The 17220-nt window shown below is 67.7% G+C and carries 16 protein-coding genes; 7 read left to right on the forward strand and 9 right to left on the reverse strand.

Translation table 11 applies throughout. The features are described 5' to 3' along the window. Positions 1 to 8: 8 nt before the first annotated feature. The 3 genes from G3T36_RS10190 to G3T36_RS10200 are packed head-to-tail and all read left to right on the forward strand — an operon-like array spanning position 9 to position 3120. The gene (locus tag G3T36_RS10190) at positions 9 to 1310 is read left to right on the forward strand and encodes an ABC transporter substrate-binding protein (protein WP_163289683.1); all 1302 of its coding nucleotides are present in this window, start codon (positions 9 to 11) and stop codon (positions 1308 to 1310) included. After that, positions 1307 to 2215, forward strand: a complete 909-nt coding sequence (locus tag G3T36_RS10195; RefSeq protein WP_338031540.1) for a carbohydrate ABC transporter permease — start codon at positions 1307 to 1309, stop codon at positions 2213 to 2215. The genes G3T36_RS10190 and G3T36_RS10195 overlap by 4 nt, the downstream gene beginning before the upstream one ends. Next, a complete protein-coding gene (locus G3T36_RS10200; RefSeq protein WP_163289684.1) occupies positions 2212 to 3120 on the forward strand; it encodes a carbohydrate ABC transporter permease in 909 nt (302 codons plus the stop codon). The genes G3T36_RS10195 and G3T36_RS10200 overlap by 4 nt, the downstream gene beginning before the upstream one ends. On the opposite strand, the gene G3T36_RS10205 is transcribed toward G3T36_RS10200, so the two are convergent. Beyond that, positions 3113 to 3955 carry an aldose epimerase family protein gene (locus tag G3T36_RS10205; protein ID WP_163289685.1) on the reverse strand — a complete coding sequence of 281 codons (843 nt, stop codon included), beginning with the start codon at positions 3953 to 3955 and terminating at the stop codon, positions 3113 to 3115. The two genes, G3T36_RS10200 and G3T36_RS10205, sit on opposite strands and share 8 nt — an antisense overlap. After that, positions 3952 to 6078 (reverse strand): alpha-galactosidase, encoded by a 2127-nt coding sequence (locus G3T36_RS10210; protein ID WP_163289686.1) that lies wholly within the window; start codon positions 6076 to 6078, stop codon positions 3952 to 3954. The genes G3T36_RS10205 and G3T36_RS10210 overlap by 4 nt, the downstream gene beginning before the upstream one ends. Before the next feature lie 219 nt (positions 6079 to 6297). Between G3T36_RS10210 and G3T36_RS10215 the strand changes: the two genes are divergently transcribed. Both G3T36_RS10215 and G3T36_RS10220 read left to right on the forward strand, forming a co-directional pair. After that, the gene (locus G3T36_RS10215) at positions 6298 to 8367 is read left to right on the forward strand and encodes an NPCBM/NEW2 domain-containing protein (RefSeq protein WP_338031541.1); all 2070 of its coding nucleotides are present in this window, start codon (positions 6298 to 6300) and stop codon (positions 8365 to 8367) included. Positions 8368 to 8503: 136 nt separating this feature from the next. Continuing rightward, positions 8504 to 9262 carry a hypothetical protein gene (locus G3T36_RS10220; protein WP_163289688.1) on the forward strand — a complete coding sequence of 253 codons (759 nt, stop codon included), beginning with the start codon at positions 8504 to 8506 and terminating at the stop codon, positions 9260 to 9262. A 14-nt stretch (positions 9263 to 9276) separates the two neighbouring features. On the opposite strand, the gene G3T36_RS10225 is transcribed toward G3T36_RS10220, so the two are convergent. After that, positions 9277 to 10659: a hypothetical protein gene (locus tag G3T36_RS10225; protein ID WP_163289689.1), complete on the reverse strand. Its 1383-nt coding sequence runs from the start codon at positions 10657 to 10659 to the stop codon at positions 9277 to 9279. Positions 10660 to 10767: 108 nt separating this feature from the next. Here G3T36_RS10225 and G3T36_RS10230 point away from each other — a divergent pair, with 108 nt between their 5' ends. After that, on the forward strand, positions 10768 to 11256 hold the full coding sequence (locus G3T36_RS10230) for a 2'-5' RNA ligase family protein (protein WP_163289690.1): 489 nt from the start codon (positions 10768 to 10770) through the stop codon (positions 11254 to 11256). A gap of 19 nt (positions 11257 to 11275) precedes the next feature. Here the strand turns inward: G3T36_RS10230 and G3T36_RS10235 are convergent, their stop codons facing one another. The 3 genes from G3T36_RS10235 to G3T36_RS10245 all read right to left on the reverse strand — a co-directional run bounded on the left by G3T36_RS10235 (position 11276) and on the right by G3T36_RS10245 (position 13317). Further along, complete coding sequence (locus G3T36_RS10235) at positions 11276 to 12109, reverse strand: alpha/beta fold hydrolase (RefSeq protein WP_163289691.1); 834 nt, start codon at positions 12107 to 12109, stop codon at positions 11276 to 11278. Between the two features lie 25 nt (positions 12110 to 12134). Continuing rightward, positions 12135 to 12356: a hypothetical protein gene (locus G3T36_RS10240; protein ID WP_163289692.1), complete on the reverse strand. Its 222-nt coding sequence runs from the start codon at positions 12354 to 12356 to the stop codon at positions 12135 to 12137. Positions 12357 to 12495: 139 nt separating this feature from the next. Next, the gene (locus G3T36_RS10245) at positions 12496 to 13317 is read right to left on the reverse strand and encodes an MBL fold metallo-hydrolase (protein ID WP_163289693.1); all 822 of its coding nucleotides are present in this window, start codon (positions 13315 to 13317) and stop codon (positions 12496 to 12498) included. Positions 13318 to 13471: 154 nt separating this feature from the next. On the opposite strand from G3T36_RS10245, the gene G3T36_RS10250 reads away from it, so the two are divergent. Continuing rightward, a complete protein-coding gene (locus G3T36_RS10250) occupies positions 13472 to 14272 on the forward strand; it encodes an alpha/beta hydrolase (protein WP_163289694.1) in 801 nt (266 codons plus the stop codon). Positions 14273 to 14284: 12 nt separating this feature from the next. On the opposite strand, the gene G3T36_RS10255 is transcribed toward G3T36_RS10250, so the two are convergent. From G3T36_RS10255 to G3T36_RS10265, 3 genes are read right to left on the reverse strand one after another with little or no spacing between them, the layout of a single operon-like run. Then, entirely contained in the window at positions 14285 to 15154 is an 870-nt protein-coding gene (locus G3T36_RS10255; RefSeq protein WP_240148431.1) for an ABC transporter permease, read from the reverse strand. Continuing rightward, entirely contained in the window at positions 15144 to 16133 is a 990-nt protein-coding gene (locus tag G3T36_RS19825; protein WP_163289696.1) for an ATP-binding cassette domain-containing protein, read from the reverse strand. The genes G3T36_RS10255 and G3T36_RS19825 overlap by 11 nt, the downstream gene beginning before the upstream one ends. A gap of 13 nt (positions 16134 to 16146) precedes the next feature. Beyond that, a complete protein-coding gene (locus G3T36_RS10265) occupies positions 16147 to 17199 on the reverse strand; it encodes a LolA family protein (protein ID WP_193571063.1) in 1053 nt (350 codons plus the stop codon). Between the last annotated feature and the right edge of the window lie 21 nt (positions 17200 to 17220).

Raw genomic sequence — 17220 nt, forward strand, 5'->3', positions numbered from 1 at the left:
AGTCAAAGATGACCCGACACCCGAAGCGGTGGCTGGCGGGAACCGCCATGGCCATCGCCGCGACCGTCGCTCTCGCCGGCTGCGTCTCGACCGGTGGTACCGCCGCAGCAGGCGGCACCGGTAAGGATGCGTCTGGCCCGATCGTCTTCCAGTCCCGCTTTCCCGCCGCCGAGATGAGCGGCCTCAAGGCCATGGTGAAGGGATTCGAATCCCAGAACAATGGCAAGGTCACCGTCAACTCGATGCCGACGACCACGTTCGACAAACAGCTGCCGACCTACCTCACCGCCCAGAACCCGCCCGACGTGTACACGTGGTATGCCGGCCAGGCTACCCGGGACTTCGCAGACCAGGGTCTGCTGCTCGACCTGTCCGACGTGTGGAAGAAGAGCCTGACCAGCTTCCCGGCAGCGCTGAAAACCCTCAGCACGACCGCCGACGGCAAACAGGTGTTCATTCCGACCGACTACTACTGGTGGGGTGTCTACTACAAGAAGTCGGTCTTCACGAAGCTCGGCATCACTCCCCCGACGAGCTGGGACGAGTTCCTCGCCGACGCGGCGAAGATCAAGGCGGCGGGCGTGAACCCGATCACCGCGGGCCTCAGCGACAACGCCTGGCTCGCAACCGCATGGTTCGACTACCTCGACCTGCGGATCAACGGAGCCGACTTCCACCTGAAGCTCCTGTCGGGCAAGGCATCGTTCGACAGCCCCGAAGTGCGCAAGGTGTTCGCCGCGTTCAAGCAGGTGCTCCCCTACTTCGACCCGTCGGTGCTCGGCACCTCGTACAACCAGTCGGTGGCCGACTTCTCGAACGGCAAGTCAGCGATGTACCTGACCGGTGCATTCATGGAGACCGCGGTGCCCAAGGGTGACCGCTCCGATCTCGGGTTCTTCCAGTTCCCGATCATCGACTCGAGCGTTCCCACCGCCGAGGAGGCCCCGACCGACGGATTCTTCGCAAGCTCGAAGACCACTCGGCCGAACCTGACCAAGGACTTCCTCGCTTACGCGGCAAGCCCGGAGGCCCAGACGCTTCTGGTCAACGGGGCCGGTGGAGCGGATGGAACGATGCTGGCCGCCAACCCCGACGCGAAGCAGAAGCTCGACGGTCTCGCAGCCCAGGGCAAGGCGATGCTCGAAAAGGCCTCCCAGGTGACCCAGTTCTTCAACCGGGATGCCGGTGACGCCTACGAGGCTCCCGCCGACACCGCAGTCACCCAGTTCATCTCGCAGAAGGGCCAGGGCCTCGACCAGATCCTGGCGACCTGGCAGGCCTCTGCCGCGAAGATCCGGGCAGGCAAGTGACCTCGGTCGCACCTCGCACCAGCCGGCGGCGGCGGTTCTCCGTTCCGCCGCCGGCGGTGTTCGCCTTCGTCCTGATCCCGTTCGTCATCGAGGCGCTAGCGGTCTTCTGGCCCGCGATCCAGGGCGTGATGTTCTCGTTCCTCAACTGGAACGGCTTCGCCCCGGCCACCCCGGCAGGTGTCACCAACTACACCGCCCTCGCCACCGACCCGATCTTTCTCACGGCACTGAAGAACACCGCCATCTGGGTCGTCCTGTTCGGCGGCATCTCGTTCCTCGGCGGTCTCGGCGTCGCCCTTCTGTTCCAGTCCGAGCGCCGGGGAGTCGGCCTCTATCGCACCGCCCTCTTCCTCCCGATCGTCTTCTCTCTCGTCGTCACGGCCCTCATCTGGGACACCTTCTTCCAGCCGAACGGGATCCTCAACACCTTCCTGAACGCCGTGGGCCTTCACAGCTGGACGCATGTGTGGCTCGGCGACCCGAATACCGCTCTCTACGCGGTCATCGTCGCCGCGTTGTGGCGGGAGATCGGGTATGTGATGGTGCTGTTCATCGCCGGGCTCAAGGCGATCGACCCGGCGGTGCTCGAGGCGGCCCGCGTCGACGGCGCCGGTGCCTTCCAGCGCTTCTTCTTCGTGGTTCTCCCCCAGCTCCGCAACGTCACCCTGGTCGTCGTGTCGGTGATCGTGATCGACTCGCTCCGCTCCTTCGACATCGTCTGGGCGATGACCGGTGGTGGCCCGTTCCATTCGACCGAACTGCTCAGCACTTACATGTTCTCGACCGCATTCCAGACCAGGGCCCTCGGTTACGCTTCGGCGATCGCCGTCGTCATCTTCGTGCTCGCGCTCGCCGTGATCATCTCCTACCTGGTCCGTGCGCTCTCGGAGGAGAAGGAATCATGACCGCACTCGCGCCCGACATCCGGCCCTCCGAGCATCCGCCGATCGTTCCCGCCCCGCCCGCACGCCGTACCGTACGGCGCAGGCGACACCCCTGGCGCACCGGCATGTTCCACGCCTCGTCGTCGCTGATCGCGCTGGCCTGGTTCGCACCCATCGTCATCGTCGTCGTCACCTCGTTCCGCACCTTCGACGACATCGCGGCCAACGGCATCGGAAGCCTGCCCCACAGCTTCACGCTCCAGACCTACAGCGACGCCTGGACGCAGGGCGGACTGTTCCAGGCGCTCGTCAACAGCATGATCGTGACGATCCCGACGGTCTTCCTCACACTGCTCCTGTCTGCCGCGGCGGCCTTCGGACTCAGTCGCTACCGGATCCCCTTCCGCCGCACGATCCTCCTGATCATGCTCGCCGGAAACCTGCTGCCCGTGCAGATGATCCTGATCCCGATCGCGCGGGTCAGCCAGCAGCTGAACGTGTACGACACGCTGGCCGCTGTCATCGCTGTGCAGACGGCGTTCGGCCTCGGTTTCTACACGTTCGTGCTCTACGGCTTCATGCGATCCATCCCGGGAGAGCTGCAGGACGCGGCCTCCATCGACGGAGCCGGAACCGTCAGGATCTTCTTCCAGATGATCCTCCCGCTGACGAGACCGGCGCTCGCCGCGCTGGGAGCGCTGTCGTTTACCTGGATCTTCAACGACCTGCTCTGGTCGATCACACTCCTGCAGACGACGTCGAAGATGCCGACGACGGCCGCGGTGCTCTCCTTGCAGGGTCAGTACGTATCGTCCTGGTCGGTGATCGCTGCGGCGACCGTGATCGCAGCGATTCCGTCGACGCTGGTCTTCCTGTTCTTCCAGCGCAGCTTCATCGGCGGACTGGCACTCGGCTCGGTCAAGTAGCGCGGAAAGCGGCGGCCAGCGACCACTCCAGCGGACGACCCGGCTCGACGCGGGCGACGCGGTCGAGCGTGACAGCCGTGGCGAGCGAGTCGAAGTAGCCCGTCGCAGGCTCGAGAGCGATGACAGGCTCGCGGCTGTAAGCGCGATTGTCGAACCAGATGCCGAGGTAGGGAGCGGCGTCCGACCAGCCGAACGTCACGGCTGCGCCGTCTGAATGGACGAGCCGGGCGGACGAGGTCCGCGTCGCCGGGTCGACGTAGAGCTTTCGGCAGCCGCCGGTGTCCACGGTGTCGATGCCGGCGAGGGATGCGCTCCAGGGCAGTGCAGGCAGGCCGGCGTCGAGCACGTCGACCACGGTCGTGACATCGGTGGGAAGCTCGACATGCGAGCCCGGCGGACTCGAGAACTGCGGATGCGCGGCCCACAGAAACGGCAGCGGCGCGTCGAGCGCTTCGACGACATAGTCGAACCCGAGCGTGCCGGCGCCGACGACGGCGAGACTCCGGGTCATCCGGAAGCCGAGTGCCTCGCTCGTCACCGTGAGCGTGAGGTGTGTCTCGGATGCGTCCAGCACCGACCATGGGTGGCCCCACACGTCGCCGTGGTCGGGAACGACCATGCCGTCGACGATGCACGCGTCGATGGAGGGCGCGCACTCGTCCCATCCGGCCATCGCGCCGTCGGTGAAGACGATCGGAGGAGGCACGGGGACGGCATCGGCCGATGGCTGCGCCAGCCACTCCCGGCCGGCCGCGAGGATCGACGTGATGGCGCCGCCCCGATCCGGAGCGATGGTCGCAGTGATCCCTCCGGCGTGGAGTGTGTAGGCGGTCATCCGACCGGATCGAACACGAGGATGTCGGCGTCGACTGCGAGTGCGAATGGTACGACGACCCCGGTCGATGCAGCCTGGGCGCCGGTGACCGTGGTCCCTGTTCCGCGCAACTGGTAGCGGCGCTCCGGCTCCAGGGTTCTCGGCCGGATGCGGACGCGATCGTGATCGAAGACCCGGTCGCGGTCATGGTCGAAGACGAGGACGATCACCGGGTCAGCGTCCTGCGCTGCCGGCGAGTACTCGATGGCGTACGTCGGATCGCTGGGCTCACCGTGGCGCGTCACCTCCGCCGTGTGCAGGAGGTGACGTAGCGACCTGTACAGTCCGACCAGTTCGGCAGCACGCGCGACGCGCGTCTCATCCCACTTCAGCAGGTCGGCGCCGATCCCTAAGGACCCGGCCATAGCGACCAGGAAACGGTATTCGAAGCTGGTCGCTGAACGATCCCTCGTTCCCGGGGCATCCGTCACCCACGAGCTCATGATGTGCTGCGGATAGGCGGAGAGGAACCCGTGCTGGATCAGCAGCCGGTCGCGTGGACCGGTCTCATCGCTCGGCCACACCACGTCGCTGAGGGCCAGCACGGCGTTGTCGATGCGGCCACCCCCTGCCGCGCACGCCTCGATCGTGACATGCGGATACTCACGTCGCAGCATCGCGAGGATCCGGTAGTACCCGCGGGCGTGCTGGATGCTCCACTCCCGCCCGTGCGGATCTCCGGGCCGGCCCCCGTCGCTGATCGGGCGGTTCATGTCCCATTTGAGGTAGCTGATCGGCGTCGAATCGAGGATGCCGCGGAGGGTGTCCTCGACCCACGCGACGACATCGGCTCGGCCAAGGTCCAGAACATACTGGTTGCGGCTGGTGAGCAGGGGCCGGTCCGCTGCCCGGTACACCCACTCCGGATGCGCGCGGAATAGGTCGCTGTCGGGATTGACCGCTTCCGGCTCGACCCAGAGGCCGAAGCGCATCCCCTTTGCGATGACGGCCTCAGCGAGCGGGTCGAGGCCCTGTGGGAATTTGACCGGATCCGGTGTCCAGTCCCCCAGGCCGGCGCGGTCGCTGGTGCGTCCTCGGAACCAGCCGTCGTCGACAACGAAGACTTCGACACCGAGACGCTCCGCCACGGCGGCCAATTCGAGCTGGTGGTCGATACGCACGTCGAATTCGGTCGCCATCCACGAGTTGTAGACGACCGGCCGGTGAGAGGTGTCGAGGGTCCGGGCGAGCCGGTCGCGCTGATAGGCGTGCCAGGCGCGGGCGACGCCATCCGGCCCGTCTCCGCTCCACACCCCCGAGGAAACGGGGCTGTCGAATCGTTCACCGGGGAACAGCGTGATGCGGTTCGTCTCGTCGTCGACACCGCACGACACGCGCACGCGGTCGCCCGCGAACGGCGCCTCGACCTGGAGCCGCCAGTTGCCGCTCCACTCGAGTGCCACACCGAACGCTTCCGGCTCCCGGCCGGGGACGGCCGACTCGACGGTGACGACGGGATTGAACGCGAGGCTCGTCACGCCCAGCCTGCTGCCGATGGAGAAGGTGCCGAGATCGAGGTCGATGGCGTGCATCCCGAACTCCTGCGACCACGCGCCCGCCAGATAGTGGATGCGCGGTCGCCGGCCGACAGGGAGCGGCCATCCGGCACTGAACGCCCGATCGAGGACGATCGTCCCGTCGGAGAGGTTCTCGATCGAAGCGCTGCGCCGCACCGCGTCGTGTGCCGTGTCGACCTCGGTGAGCAGTGTGAGCCTCAGAGTGCCGGTCTCGTCGCGGAATGCGACGGTCAGGGTGGTCCTGCTCCCCGATGTCTCGATCGTCGCCGGGTCGGCCGTGTCCTCGCACTGCCACCGGGCCCCGGTCGCGCCGTCACCGCGGTCGACGATCAACTCGCCGAAAGCGGTCTGGCGGTGACCCGCAGACGCGTACTCGAGGGGCGCCGCGTCTTGTGGGAAGGCGTACTGCAGGAACCGGTCGGGTTCGCTCCATGGTTCCGTGCCGCCGTGAAGCGGAGGCCCCCAATGGTCCAGGACGAGCCCGGAGCCGTCGGGCGAGAGGCTGACCACATACTCGGAGCCCGCGGTCGCGAGCACCCACTGATTCACCACGTCGTTTCCCTTCACGTTGCACACCCCTTGTGAGATTACGGGGGGGCCGGGGCGCCGCGGAATGGCGGATCCGACGAGAGACCTGCACGATGCGCCGATGCGTCGGATCGTCCAGTTATTGCGCTGCTTCTGCATTCCGAAGGCGCTTACGCCGCGCTTGCATGGTGATGACAGAGCGGCCCGACGCGTGGATGACGATGAAGTCTGGAGAAGCGAATGCGATTGAGAGCAAGAGTGAGCGCCGTGCTGGCAGCGGTGCTCGTGGTCGGAACGGTCGGAGTGGCCGCGCAGTCTGCGGCCGCCGCGCCGCCGGCGGAGAAGAGCGCAGCAGTCGCGCCTCGAACATCGGTAGGGCAGCCGAGCCTGAGCCCGACGCCATACCAGGGCTGGAACACCTACTACGGTCTCGGCGGCGACTACACCAGCGCCCAGGTCCTGAACGTCGCCGACTTCCTGGTCTCGAGCGGGCTGGCGAAGAAGGGCTACGACATCGTCTGGCTCGACGGTGGCTGGCAGTCGGCCACGCCCCGCGGAACCGACGGCAAGCTGCAGGGTGATCCCACCCGATTCCCGGGTGGCATGGGTGCGCTCGCCGCGGCCATCCACGCCAAGGGACTGAAGGCCGGGATCTATACGGATGCGGGCCCGTACATTCCGGGCAGTTGCGGACTCGGCAGCTACGGTCACTACCAGACCGATGCCGACACCTTCGCTGCGTGGGGATTCGACGCCGTCAAGGTCGACTTCCTGTGCGGGATCACGGCGAACCTCGATCCGAAGACGGTCTACACCGAATTCGCCACCGCGCTGCGCAACAACAGCAGCCACCGGCCGATCATCTTCAACCTGTGCAACCCCGTGACCTCACCCGACTGGGGCAACTATCCCGAGTCGCAGCAGTCCACGAACTCGTGGAGCTACGCCCCGCAGATCGCGGAATCGTGGCGCACCTACACGGATGCCGGATTCGTGGGGATGATGAAGTACAGCGACATGCTGCGCAACTTCGATGCCAACGCCCGGCATCCGGAAGCCGCAGGACCCGGGCATTGGAACGACCCCGACTACCTGGGGCCGGAGCTCGGGATGACCGACGAGGAGTTCCGGACCCAGATGTCGCTCTGGTCGATGTCGGCCGCGCCGCTCGTCATCGCCAGCGACCCGCGCAAGCTCAGCGCCGCATCCCTCTCCAGCCTGACCAACAGCGACGTGCTCGCGATCGATCAGGACCCGCTCGGCAAGCAGGCAGTTCGTGTCGGCGCCGCAGGGGTCGACGAGACCTGGGTGAAGCCGATGGCCGACGGTTCGGTCGCTGTCGCGCTGCTCAACCGCGGCGACTCGGCGACCGAGATCCAGACCACCGCGGGTGCGGTCGGCGTGGACGCCGCCCGGATCACTGTGAAGGATGCGTGGACCCACACCGTCACGGAGGCCAGGGACATCATCCGCGCCGAAGTGCCGGCGCACGGCGCTGCCCTGCTGACGGTCGCGAAGGCCACCGGTGCTCCCGGTACTCCGCGTCTGCTGGTCTCCGCTCCCCAGGTGACGGCGGTGAACGGTTCGGCGGTCACTCCGACGAGCTCGCTGCTCACCTCCGGCGGCACGACGCTCACCGTCGCGGTGACGCTCCGTAACGACGGAACGACACCGGTCGCTTCCCCCTCGGTGACCCTGAGTGTGCCGGACGGCTGGTCAGCGAAACCGAACGGGAGCCAGCCGCTGCTCGTCCGTCCTGGGGGCGCCGAGAAGGTCGACTTCAGCGTGACAGTCCCCGGTTCTGCCACGGTCGGCGCCCACGAGGTGAGTGCGTCGGTCGGCGATGTCACGTCACCGGCACTTCGGGTCACCATCGCGCCGCCACCACCGAGTGGCACTGGTTTCGCCCTCTCCCACCAGCCGTGGATCTCTGCGACGAGCGGCTGGATGACACCCGCGGTCGACCAGAGTGTCGGTGGCGGGAACCCGATCAAGGTTGCGGGAACCGTCTATCCGACAGGACTCGGCGTTGCGAGTCCTTCTGACATCACGTACTACCTCGGCGGCGCCTGCACGAAGCTGACGGGCGTCGTCGGCATCGACGATGTCGTGAACAACGTCGGGCCGGAGGGTGGAACGGCGACGTTCTCTGTCGCCACCGACGGCACGACGAAGTGGGACAGCGGCGTCGTCGCCCGCGGGTCGGGTGTGCCGTTCACGGTGGACGTGACGGGCGCGCAGGTGCTGGTGCTGCACGTCGGTGACGCCGGCGACGGTGGGTACAACGACCGCGCCGACTGGGCCGCTCCGACCATCGACTGCACGTGATTCAGCGGGGTGGCGCGCGGTTCGCTGCGCGCCACCCCGCTGTTCGCAAAATCTCTTCCCTGTGCCCTCCCGTGCAGTGGCAGGATGGGGACCGGGCGGGGGGTGCCCGTCTGCTGCGATCCAAAGGAGCATGACAATGGCTGATTTCAAGCTGGGCAAACTACCCGCACGCGAAGGCGCCGTGACGTTCCGCTTCTCGGCTTTCCTCGACGCGACGAAACTGCCGCCGGTGCCTCCGACCTTCGGACACCAGGATCTCTATGCGTCCGCGCCGATCGGGATGCTGGGCAACGACCAGTACGGCGATTGCGTCTGGGCCGGTGCCGCCCACGAGACGATGTTGTGGGGGGACGAGGCCAAGCACGCCTTCACCTTCACCGACAAGACGGTCCTCTCCGACTATTCGAAGGTCACCGGCTTCAACCCGTCCGACCCGAACAGCGACCAGGGCACGGACATGTCGGTTGCGGCGTCGTACCGCCGAAAGACGGGCATCATCGATGCCGACGGCAAGCGGCACAAGGTCGCGGCGTACCTCGCTCTCGGCGTGGGCAACCTGGATGACGTCAAGCTGGCGTGCTACCTGTTCGGCGCGGTCGGTATCGGGGTGAAGTTCCCCGCATCGGCGATGGACCAGTTCAACAAGGGGCAGCCGTGGTCGGTTGTGCCGGGTTCCAAGATCGAGGGCGGACACTACATTCCGCTCGTCGGGTTCGACGGCACGCACTTCCTCATCGTCACCTGGGGAAAGCTGCATCCCATGGACCCGGACTTCCTGCAGACCTACATGGACGAGGGCATCGCCTACCTGTCGAAGGAGATGCTCACCGCCGGCAAGTCCCTCGAAGGCTTCGACGAAGCCGCCTTGCAGGCTGACTTGAAAGCTCTCGGCTGAACCGTCGGTCGCGGCTAAGCGCCCGGTGGGTCGAGGGTGCGGCACGACAGCCAGACATGCCAGGTGATCGTCTCGCGCAGGTGGAACACGTAGTCGTCCGGCAGCCGTTCGCAGGCACGGGCGGCTGCGGTCACCTGCGGCGACCATTGCGGTCCGGCTGAGCGGCGCGTGTCCTGAGGGACGAACTGCATGAGTAGAAGGGCGGCGACGACAGCCAGGGCGACGCTGCCGGTGATCCGCCGCCGCCGCTCGCCGAGCAGTCCCTTCGCGGTGCCGACCGTCCGGCGCGAGACGGCAAGCGCGACGGCGAGCACCACGATCGCGGCGAGCATCATCGAGGGGACGACTCCGTACCGGGCGAGCCACACCTGCTCGAGTTGCGCGCGATCGAACCGGACGTAGTCGTAGAACGTGTTGGGATTGCTGAGCACCGAAGCCGAGTAGACACCGATGGACGCTGCGACGAGCCCGGCCGCCGCGATCCGCTGGATCGTCCCTCCCCGGATCATCACGTAGGCGTGCGCCCCGGCGATCGCCGTGAGGACGACCAGTCCGACGGCAGGGCCGGTGCTCGCGAGGACGGGCCCGATCGCGTTCTGCGGCGTCACCAATGGCATGACGGCATTGATCAGGTAGCCGTACGCGATCGAAAGAGTTTCGACCGGCGGATGCCCGGACTGCGGTCTCGGCCAGAGCAGCGTGACGAACAGCTGCATCGTGAGCCCCGCGGCCAGGCCGCCGAGGATCGGCCAGCGCCGCCGCTCACGCCATCGGATGAGGGCGAGAGGCAGGAGCAACAGGCACTGGATCTCGGTTGCTGCCCCGAGGAAAGCGACGGCGCCGAGGACGATCGATCCGGTTCGCGTTCGCGGCGTGTAGAGCAGCATCCAGAAGACGGTCCACAGGACGAGCGAGTGGAGGTTGGCCGCATTGCCCAGCACTTCGCGTGGAGCGAGCGGAGCGAGCACGGTCAGTCCGGCGATCAGGATGCGCCCGGGCAGCCACGGGACGACGTCCCGCGTGCAGACGTACACGACCGCCGCGAGGATGCCCGCCACGAGGCAGGAGCCTGCAGTCATCGCATCCGCCCACTGCGCGACCGGAACGAAGGTCACCGTGACGGAGGCGACGATGCGCGGGATCGTGTGCAGGTAGCCGGCGTACGGGATGGCGAGAGAGGCAAACGGCCCGTGGTTCACGGCGTCCTGCAGGAAGTTGCGGCCGTCCTCGGCCCAGAGGGTGTTGCGCGCGATCGAGGGGATGCGGAGCCATGCCGCGACCGCGCAGGCGAACGCGATCACAGCGACGATCAGCGAGGCCTTATCGGTCAGGACGGCAGGGAGCACCCGCGCGTGTCGTCGTTCCGCCGGGATGCTGTGGATGGCCGGTGCTGTCATCGTCCCGTGGGTACCCGTTCTTCGAGAGGCCAGACCTTCACTCTGGCCGGGTGGACTGGGAATGGGGTGCGACAGCCTTCGGACCTTCGAAGCTTCTAGACTCGGCACATGCTGCGGGTCGTCGTCGTCGTCCCTCTGGAGCCGCTGCACGCGGGTACGCGCTTCGCCGTGCGGGAGTGGCCGCTCCACATCACGGTCGTCCCGCCGTTCAGCACGCACGCGACGGTCGACGACCTCGCGCGCGTCATCGCCGAGACCACGGCGGGCCTTCCGCGCTTCGAGGTGCGCGCCGGACGCCCAGCGATGTTCGGGCGGCGGCACGATGTTCCCGTGGCGTTGGTCGAGGACGACGTGCGACTCACCGGCCTTCACGATGCGCTCGTCACAGCCCTCCATCCGTTCGCAGCTCCCTCGAGCGAGCGGTCCTTCCAGCCCGGCCCGTACCGGCCGCATGTCACCGTCAAAGGTGAGCGCCACGCCGCAGAAGGCGACGAGCTGACCCTCGCCCAGGTCGCCCTCGTCGACATGGCACCGCGTTCATCGCCGGGCGGACGACAGGTGCTCGCGACCGTCGACCTGGGCCCAGCGGAAGACTGAGAACCGCCCCAGGACCGGATCAGCCGGCGTGCGCGCGCAGCCAGTCGAACGCGACGGGTGCGGCCTCCAGGACCGAGATGTGGCCGTCGCGCGGGCGGAGCCAGAGTTCCGCGTCGTCGATGTGGTGGACGAGCCAATCCGAGTGGGCGGCGGGCACCACCCGGTCGTCGCCGCCGTGCACGAGCAGCGTCGGTGCGGCGATGGCGGCGACGTCGAACCCCCACGGCGCGACGAAGGCGAGATCGTCGGTGATCAGGCCGTCCGGCCCGTCCGCCGACGCGACGCCGACATCGGCGCCGAGCGACTTCCACGAGCCGGCGAGCGTCGCATAGTCGCGGGCGTTGAAGCTCGCCGGATCGAACTCAGCCGTCTCTTCGAACCTCGTTCGGGCATCCGGGCCGTCCACCGCTGCCCGCAAGGCGCCGTCCGAGACCATGCCGGCGAACCAGTCGAATCCGGCGTCGAACGGAGCGAGAGTGGCGAACGTGACCGCCGCCGTCACGCGGCCGGGAAGACGTGCGGCGCACGCGAGCGCGTGCGGTCCTCCCCCGGATGCGCCCATGACCGCGAACTGCGAGAGCTCGAGCGCGTCGGCGAACCCGGCGACATCGTCGGCCGCCGAGTACACCGCACGTCCGGGCACCCGGGTCGAGCCCCGGTACCCCGGCCGCCCGTACGAGAGCAGGCGGATACCGCGCGCCGTCGCCGCATCGAGGAGCGGCGTGAGGAGTGCGCCCGTCTGGGGTGAGCCATGGAACCAGACGACCGTCAGCTCGCCGGATCCGGTCGTGCCGCTGTCGTAGACGCGTATGGTCCGCCCGTCGGGGAGCCGGACATCCGCTGAAGTGGCCATCCGCACATCGTACGGGGAGCCGGCGTCAGTATGAGGTCGCGCCGCTCGCCCGGTCACCGAACCGGACGAGCGCGCGCAACGCCTCCTCGATGGTGTCGTAGGTGCCGAGCTGCCGGTCGAGCCAGTCCCAGAGCACGAAGCCCATGTGGGTCCGGCAGACCTGGCCGGCCACCAACAGGGTGCCGTGCTGCTGCACGTCCCAGCGTCCCTCGCCCGCATCCACGAGATCGAATACGTCTGCGTACATCGTGTTCACCGCCTGTCGTCGTACTCCGATCGATGAAGCGACGATAGGCGTCCCCAATGGGTTTTCACCCGTGCGCGCCGAAGGTTTCTCGCCTGTTAACGCGCAATTTACGTAGCGACTCGTTCCCGAAACCCGTGTCTCAGGTGAGGTGGTCGTTCGCCCCGCTGACCCACGCGATGTAGCGGTCGGCCGAGCGCTGGACCGCTCCACGGGCATCCGTCATGATCCGGTTGCCGAAATTGCCGTAGGCACGGTCGAACGGATGCGCTGTCACAGCGCCTGCGACCCGTGCGACGACCGAGGCCGAGAGCGGAATCGCGTTCGGGTAGCTGCGCATGAAGGTGACCCAGCGACCCGACGGACCGGGGAAGAACGTGTCCCCGGCGAGCACCACTCCACGGCCCTCTGCGCCCTGCTGCCAGTGCACGATCGCACTTCCAGGGAAATGACCGCCGATGGTCCTGACCGTGACGCCGGGAAGGAGCTCGACATCGCCACTGAAGGTGCGGATGCGCGGATCGGCCCGCTGCACCCAGTCGCGGTCGGCGTCGGCGACCAGCACCGTCGCATCCAGCAGCCGTGCCCAGGTGGTCTGTGCGCCGTACATGTGCGGGTGGCTGGCCACGACGAAGCGCGCGCCACCGAGTTCGCGGACCCTCTCCGCAGCGGCCTCGTCGACGAACCCGGTCGGGTCCCACAGCAGGTTGCCTTCGCTCGTGCGCACGAGTTTCGCGAACTGGCCGATCCCGGTCTCGGGTACGGTGCTGAGCACATAGAGGTCGGGCTCCCCCTCCGTGATCTCGACCCTGCTGCCCTGCTCGGCCAGCTGCTGGAGCGAGGTCCACCGCTGGCCGGAGAGCGGAACGTACTGGCGCTCATCCCGGCAGATCGGGCACTCGGCAGGGGGCTGCTCGCCGGGCGAATACTCGACCGCGCACGCGGCGCAGAGCCAGTCGAACATGTGCCCACGGTAACAGACCGTTGATCCGCGTCGGCCTGCGGGCATAGCCTGTGGCGTGCGGGGTCGGTGGTGCAACGATCGCCGGCTTTCACACTGTTTCACTCCGCTCGGTCGAACGCGCCGCGTGGCGGCGCCCGGTGAAAGGTCAACGCACATGGCAGGTCAGCCCGTCGTCTTCATCCACGGTCTGTGGCTTCACGCCACCAGCTGGAATCCGTGGATCGACTTCTTCCGCAACGAGGGTTACGACCCCGTCGCCCCCGGCTGGCCGGATGAGCCGGGAAGCGTCGAGGAGGCGCGCGCGAATCCGGATGCCGTAGCCGACAAGAGCATCGACGACATCACCGGACACTACGCTGCGATCATCGAGGCGCTCGACACCCCTCCCGTCATCATCGGCCACTCCTTCGGCGGTCTCATCACCGAGAAGCTGATCGGGCAGGGCTACGGCAACGCCGGTGTCGCCATCGACCCGGCCCAGATCAAAGGCGTGCTCCCGTTGCCGCTAGCCCAGCTGAAGGCCGCGCTTCCCGGTCTCGGCAACCCGGCGAACCTGAAGCGCTCCGTGGCGCTCACCGAGAAGGAGTTCAAGTTCGGCTTCGGCAACGAACTCACCGACGAGGAGTCCAAGGAGCTGTTCGACGCGTGGGCGATACCGTCACCGGCCCGTCCGCTGTTCGAAGCCGCATCCGCGAACTTCCGCGTGCACTCGCAGGCGAAGGTCGACACCGGTAACGAGGACCGTGGGCCGCTGCTGCTCGTGTCGGGCACGAAGGACCACACCGTTCCCGATGTGACGACGGAGGCGACCCTGAAACAGTACCGGGACTCGAACGCCGTAACCGACCTCACGAAGTTCCACGGACGCGGTCACTCGCTCACCATCGACCACGGCTGGCGCGACGTAGCGACCGAGATCCTCGTCTGGCTCCGGCAGCAGCACGCGAACGAGTAAGCGCTCCGCGTCCTACGACAGGATGTCCTTGGTCGTGAACCGGCCGAAAGCGAGTGCGCCGAACACCAGGATGTAGCCCAGCTGCAGCAGCGCGTTCTGCCCGAACGACTCCCACGACAGCGGCTGCCGTAGCATGTCGGCGAATCCCAGCCAGTAATGGCTGAACAGCCACGGGTGGATCCAGTCGACCTGCGGCAGCGAGTCGAGCACCTCGGATGCGATCGACAGCACGATGGTCGCGGCCATGGCGCCGACCGGCACATCGGTGAGTGTCGAGAGGAAGAGGCCGATCGCCGAGAGGCCGAGCAGGGAGACGGTCACATAGGCGGCGACCAGCAGCAGGCGGATGAGCGCATCGCCGATGCTCACCGTGTCGCCGGAGAGCAGCGGCACCGGACCGATCGGGAACAGCGCGGCTCCGATGAGCACGCCGGCCACGATCACGACGAGCGTTCCAGCCACGCAGAACGCAGCGGCGCCGATGTATTTGACGACGAGGAGACGGACGCGGCCGGCCGGTCCGACGAGCAGATAGCGCAGGGTGCCGTGCGACGCCTCCCCCGCGATCGTGTCGCCGGCGACGACGCCGATGGTCAACGGGAGGAACAGCGGAACGCAGACGACGAGCGCCGTGAACGTCACGAAGATGCCGTTGTGGGTGATCTCGTTGAGGAACTGCGGGCCGCGCCCCGAGTTCGCGCCGTTCTCCCGGAGGCGCACGGCGACGGCGATGAGGATCGGGACGCCCGCAAGTGCGGCGAGCAGCGCCCACGTGCGCCAGCGGCGGAAGAGCACGGAGATCTCGGACCAGAGCAGGCTCCAACCCGACGCGGAGCGTTCCGCCGCCTCCGGGGCCGCCGCGACCGCGGCTTCACTCGGCAACGTCGAACCCTTCGCCGGTGAGGGCGACGAACCGCTCCTCGAGACTGGCACTGGTGACGGTGAAGCCGCGGATGCGCACCCCGGCGCCCACGAGCGCGGCGACGATCTCTTCCGGTGCGAATGCGCGGTCGGTGTGCGCGGCCACCACAATGTCGCGGGAGGCGGCGGGGTCGCTGGATGCGCCTTCCGGAGCGCCCGCATCCACCTCGAATCCGAGCGAGCCGAGCACGCGTCGTGCAGCCACCGCATCGGGCGTTCGCAGTTCTACTCCCGGGCTGCCGGCGCGGCGCAGGTCTTCGAGCGTGCCCTGGGCGACGAGCGAGCCATTGCTCATGATCGCCGCGTGGGTGCAGATCTGGTCGATCTCGGCGAGCAGATGGCTGGAGACGAACACGGTCGTGCCGCCGCCGGCGAGTGAACGGATGAGGTTGCGCACCTCACGCGTGCCCTGGGGGTCGAGTCCGTTGGTCGGCTCGTCGAGCACCAGTAGTTCGCGTGGCGCAAGGAGGGCGTTCGCCAGCCCGAGCCGTTGCTTCATGCCGAGGGAGTAGGCCTTGACCCGCTTCCGTGCAACGTGCGACAGTCCGACACGCTCCAGGGACTCCGCAACACGATCGCGCCGCGTGCGTGGGGACGACCGCCGGTTGGCGGAGTCGAGCCGCGTCAGGTTCGCAGCCCCCGACAGGAAGGGATAGAAGGCGGGACCTTCGACGAGCGCGCCGACCCGTGGAAGCACGTCGGACACGCCTCTCGGCATCTCCTCGCCGAGCACGCGGATCTGCCCCGCCGTGGCGCCCGCAAGACCGAGCAGCATGCGGATCGTGGTCGTCTTACCGGACCCGTTGGGGCCGAGAAACCCGAAGACCGAACCGCGTGGAACCGCCAGCGCGATGTTGTCCACGGCCGTGTGCGAGCCGAAGCGTTTGGTCAGTCCGACCGTCTCGATCGCCGGCTGGGCGAGCGAAACGTCGTCTGTCACCGGCGGTCGCCTGTCACTGGGCGGCCACGGCTTCGAGGCGCGAGACCGGGACGGCCCCGGCGAATACCCGGCCGTCGTCGGTGATCAGCACGGACACGAGCGATGTGGAGAACGCGCGGCCGCCAGACACCGGCGTGGTCAGTTCGCCGTAGAGCGGGTCGCTCGTCACGGACGCCGGTACGGACCCGACCTTCAGCTCGACCACCGCGTCCCAGCCCGATCCGGTGACGGTCGGCTTCGCGTGCGTTCCCGTCTCGGTGTGCGTGCCCGGTGTGGTCGGCAGGGCCTGCTCCTTCACCGTCGCGTGTGCGGGCGGCGCGAACGTGAAGAGGCTCGCGGCAGGGGTGCCCAGATCGATCGACGAGAATCCGACGCTGAATGCCGGGTCGTGCTGTCCGCGGGCGTCGACGACGACCCGCAGGGGAAGCCCGGTCTCGGCGTCGACCGCGATGGCGACCGAACCGACCAGTGTCCCCGAGGTCTTGGGCGTGAGGATGAGCTCGTAGGCGTTGCGCCCGGCGACGGACTGGTTGTCGCCCAGGGTGACCGTCGTGGCCGGGTCGACCTTGGCGAGGAGCTTGTCGGCGACCTCCGACGGGGTGAGCGCCTGCTCAGGCGAAGCCGGCGCGCTCGCGGTCTTCGACGGCAAGGTGATGTGGGTCGCCGTGTTGTCCTTCGACGTGTACAGCCACGCGTTGGTGCCGTTCCGGATCGCGTCGCGCTCCGCCAGCGAATCCATGACCTGGATGCGCTCCTTCGTCGGGCCGTCGGCGTACACGCGTGCCGTGTGCGAACCGGTCACGAGGTCGAGCATCGACGCCTGGCTCGAATTCGAGCCGGGCCCCGTGGTGGGCAGCTCAGGGAGTCCGAGGTTCGAACTCTGCTCGACCGTGCCCGAGAACGTCTCGACCTGGCTGCCGGCGACCAGGGCGAGGACTTCGCTCGGCGTCTTGGCGGGCAGGTTCACCGCGGCGCCCGCCTGCATCGGGATGATCACTGCTCCTGCAGCGATCACCGCAGGCACGACGACGGCCGGAAGCCAGCGCAGCCACACACGAGTCGACATGGGTCCTCCAGTCGGGTGATC

The sequence above is a fragment of the Leifsonia tongyongensis genome, assembly GCF_010686705.1.
Taxonomy (GTDB): Bacteria; Actinomycetota; Actinomycetes; order Actinomycetales; family Microbacteriaceae; genus Diaminobutyricibacter; species Diaminobutyricibacter tongyongensis.